The organism is bacterium (genome assembly GCA_013360195.1).
GTDB lineage: Bacteria > Electryoneota > RPQS01 > RPQS01 > RPQS01 > JABWCQ01.
Genome location: JABWCQ010000038.1, coordinates 1 through 3,441 on the forward strand (window position 1 = coordinate 1; position 3,441 = coordinate 3,441).

Sequence of the window (3,441 nt, forward strand, 5' to 3'; positions counted from 1 at the left end):
CCCCCTTGCCCAGCTCCTCCTCCTCGACTTATTGCAGTAGTCGGCTTCTTTCCCGTTCAATTCCTAACAGTGGAAACCGAAGCATCTCTCTTAAATGACCAAACCCGCTTGACAAAGCGGGTTTTCTGTTGTTATTTGTCCGAATCACCTTAGCTTTGCTTCTCGAATTCACTCTCCTTAGGAGGTGGCTATGCTGTACGGACGCACTGTTTTGCTGCTGGGACTGCTGCTTGGCTCCAGTCTGTTCGCTGAACCGCGCCAATGGGACGTCAATGGAGTTCCCGTTCGCGCGGTTCGTTTTATTGCAGACTTTTCAACCGCCGCCCGCGACGACGGCACTACGCTGGTCGTGTGGGCGCAATCCCAGGGCAGCGACCCCGTCGTTCTGGGACAATTGCTCGCTCCCGACGGCACCCCCCTCTGGCCTGCCGGCGGAATTCTCCTGGCCTCCGGGCAATTCAAAGCCGGTTTTCCCATCGCCGCCGCTGTCGACGGAGGATGGGTTGTCCTCTGGCTCGATTCACGGCTCATTGCTTCGGATGAACCCGCCACTGGCTGGTATGGCATCGGCACCCTCCGGGCTGTCAAAATCAATGACGACGCCGTTCATCTTTGGAATAACGGTTTGGCAGGCGTGGAAGTCGTCCCCGAATCCTACGGCTGGCTGCAAAAGCCCTATGCTCTCCACCGCGATGGCGGCGGTGTCATTATCAATTACTTTCTTGACGACCATTGGGCTCTGAAACTCTCCGCGAACGGTGTGCTCGAATGGCCTGAACCCGTCCTGCTTCGGCTCCGCAACTATTGGGAACCCTTCAATACCGCCACCGACCCTGCGGGCGGAGTCCTCTTCGCGTGGTATTCAATCATCACCGGTGACACGATTCTGTTCGCCAATAAACTGCTGTCGAACGGTACGTTTGCCTGGAACGATACGGCCGGTGTCGAAGTCCACCGCTCAAACTACTACTATCGCGATATTAGGGTCTGTACGGACCGGCAAGACGGCATGTTCGTCACATGGGGCAGCTCCGGGGATTCCCGCTTCTGTTATGCTCAGCATCTCTCCTCCACCGGCTCACGGCTGTGGCAGGATGCCGGTGTGCTGGCTGCCACATTGACGGATGAAATGCGAACCTACGCGACCATGCCCTCTCTGAATGGCGCAAATGTGGACGGCCTGCTTATCGCCCTCAAGCTGTACACAAGCTCAGGCTCCATCCATGCTGCACAGAAGATCCGCCTGGACGGCACGCTCGCGTGGGGCGATGCGGGTATTCTGCTCTGCGAACCGCAAAGCGAAACCATTTCCTTTGAAGACATTGCCGCGAACAGCGACGCTGCGGGAGGAATGATTTGCTCCTATGTCAAAGCGGATTACACCTATCCGTATGTGTTCGAAAACCTGCTCCTGCGAATAAACTCCAATGGCGAGAGAGTGTGGGGCGATAATTGCGGTGTGTCCGTGAGCGGAACTCCTGACCGGTTCCTGCGGGTCTCAAAACCCGGGCAATTTGGCGAGCTTGTTCGTGCAGTCTGGATTGAAGGAGATGAGAGCGCGATTGCCGTGCAGACCCGCGACCTCTCCCTCGCCGGTGTTCCCGTGCAGGAACAGCCGCAGCGGCTTGTTTCCGGTGAAAATGTCTATCTGCAGGACCACAAAATCGTTGAGCTGGATGACGGCGCAACCGCCGTGGTGTGGGAGGAAAGCAAATGGTTTTACAACGAACAGTGGTTTCAAATGTTTGACGCTTTCGGCGCTCCAAGATTCGCTCCGCCCGGCCGCAGACTCGTCATCAGTGACGAAGAACCTTACGTGGACGGCCACGATTTCGCATTGGCGCATGACGGTAACGGCGGATTCTTTGCCCTGTTTGAAAGCTTTGAAAACGGATACTATGCCGCCCGCGCTGTGCACATTGACCGCGAGGGAAATCATGTCGGCCCCGCAGAAGGCGTGACCTACGAATTTCCCAATACCGTTGAATTGGAAGGCCAGCAAACACAGCTCTACCGGGACGGATCGGGAGGCTGCTTCGTCACTGCGGCAATCTATGACGTGATGTTCTTCATAAAGGCATACACGTTCCGGATAAACTCTGAATGCGCTCTCGTATGGCCGGAACCTGTCATTCATTTCGTTGAAGACCACGATACTCGCGTGCATAAACTTGGTCCCGGTGCAGACGGATCGGTCGTGCTCTCCTATGCCGTGATTCGCTATCCCAATCTGGAAGAGCACGTGGCGCGAATCTCTGCCGACGGTGAACAACTTTGGGATGTCGTGGTCGGAGGCGGTGATATTGATTATTCCGGCTATATCGTCGCCTGTTCAGACCGCAATAACGGCATGGTCGTTGTCTGGGATGATTACATTTCCACGGAACAGGAACACCGGCTCTATGCTCAGCGTATTTCGCCCGACGGTCAGAGGCTGTGGATTACTCCCGGTTTGCAGGTTGCGCAGAGCGAAAATCAGTTCAGCGAGTACAGCTGCTCGGCTGACCAGCTCGGCAATGTCACCGTCGCATGGTCTGTATATCTTGAAGGCGGAAATGATCTCTTTGCGCAGAGAGTCAGCGCAGCGGGAACTATTTTGTGGGGAGAAGAGGGGATTCCCGTGTGCGAAGCCCCTCGCGATCAGAGCAATCCAATGGTGTACTCAATCAGCGACAACGAAGTCTATATTCTCTGGCGCGACTACCGCAATTCAACGATGGAATTGTGGGAGGGCGACCTGTTCGGAACGCATCTCGATGCGCGAGGAAGAATCCGGGACGATTCCTTCTGGCAGACGGACGGAAGTCCCATTTGCAATTATCCGTACAATCAATACCGTTTTAGTGCCGTGGATGATCTGTCCGGAGGGCTGGTGGTCGCGTGGATGGATGACCGCACGTCCTTGAGCTGGGAGTATTCCGTGTTTGCACAGCGATTGTTTGATCCGATATACAGCGATGCAGATGAGTCGCCCGTGGTTGTGACAGAGTTTTCACTTTCACAGAATTATCCGAATCCATTTAATCCGGAAACGGTGATTGAGTTTGCTCTGCCCGTCGCCGGCGAGGCGACGCTGAAGGTGTATGATGTGACCGGCCGTGAAGTGGCGACTCTGCTTGATCAACCGCTGGCGGCGGGTGTGCATCGCGCGAACTTCGATGCGGCGCGGCTGCCTTCAGGTCTTTACTTCTATCGTTTGGACGCAGGTCCGCATTCGATGACCCGAAAGATGGTATTGTTACGTTAGGCCGTTGGTGCAATGTTATGTATGTCAGGTGTCGGTGTATTGACGCGGGAGAGTCTCCGAGTTTAGTTCGTGAACTTGACGTATTGAAATGATTGGCGGGCTTGGTGCTGGTCAGGCAGTTCCCGTTGCAAATTGAGCTGCGGTCGGCGTGTGAACGTTGGCCGCAGTTTTATATTTGCGTGTCCGCATTGAAG

1 protein-coding gene is annotated in these 3,441 nt (G+C 55.3%); it reads left to right on the forward strand.

Annotated features, from left to right (window positions below; all coding sequences use genetic code 11):
• Positions 1-190 precede the first annotated feature (190 nt).
• Entirely contained in the window at positions 191-3,247 is a 3,057-nt protein-coding gene (locus tag HUU59_13495; GenBank protein NUO20455.1) for a T9SS type A sorting domain-containing protein, read from the forward strand.
• Positions 3,248-3,441 lie beyond the last annotated feature (194 nt).

What these genes read in the sequence shown, in the direction of transcription:
- HUU59_13495 (NUO20455.1), top strand. Translation starts at nt 191, where the DNA reads ATGCTGTACGGACGCACTGTTTTGCTGCTGGGACTGCTGCTTGGCTCC.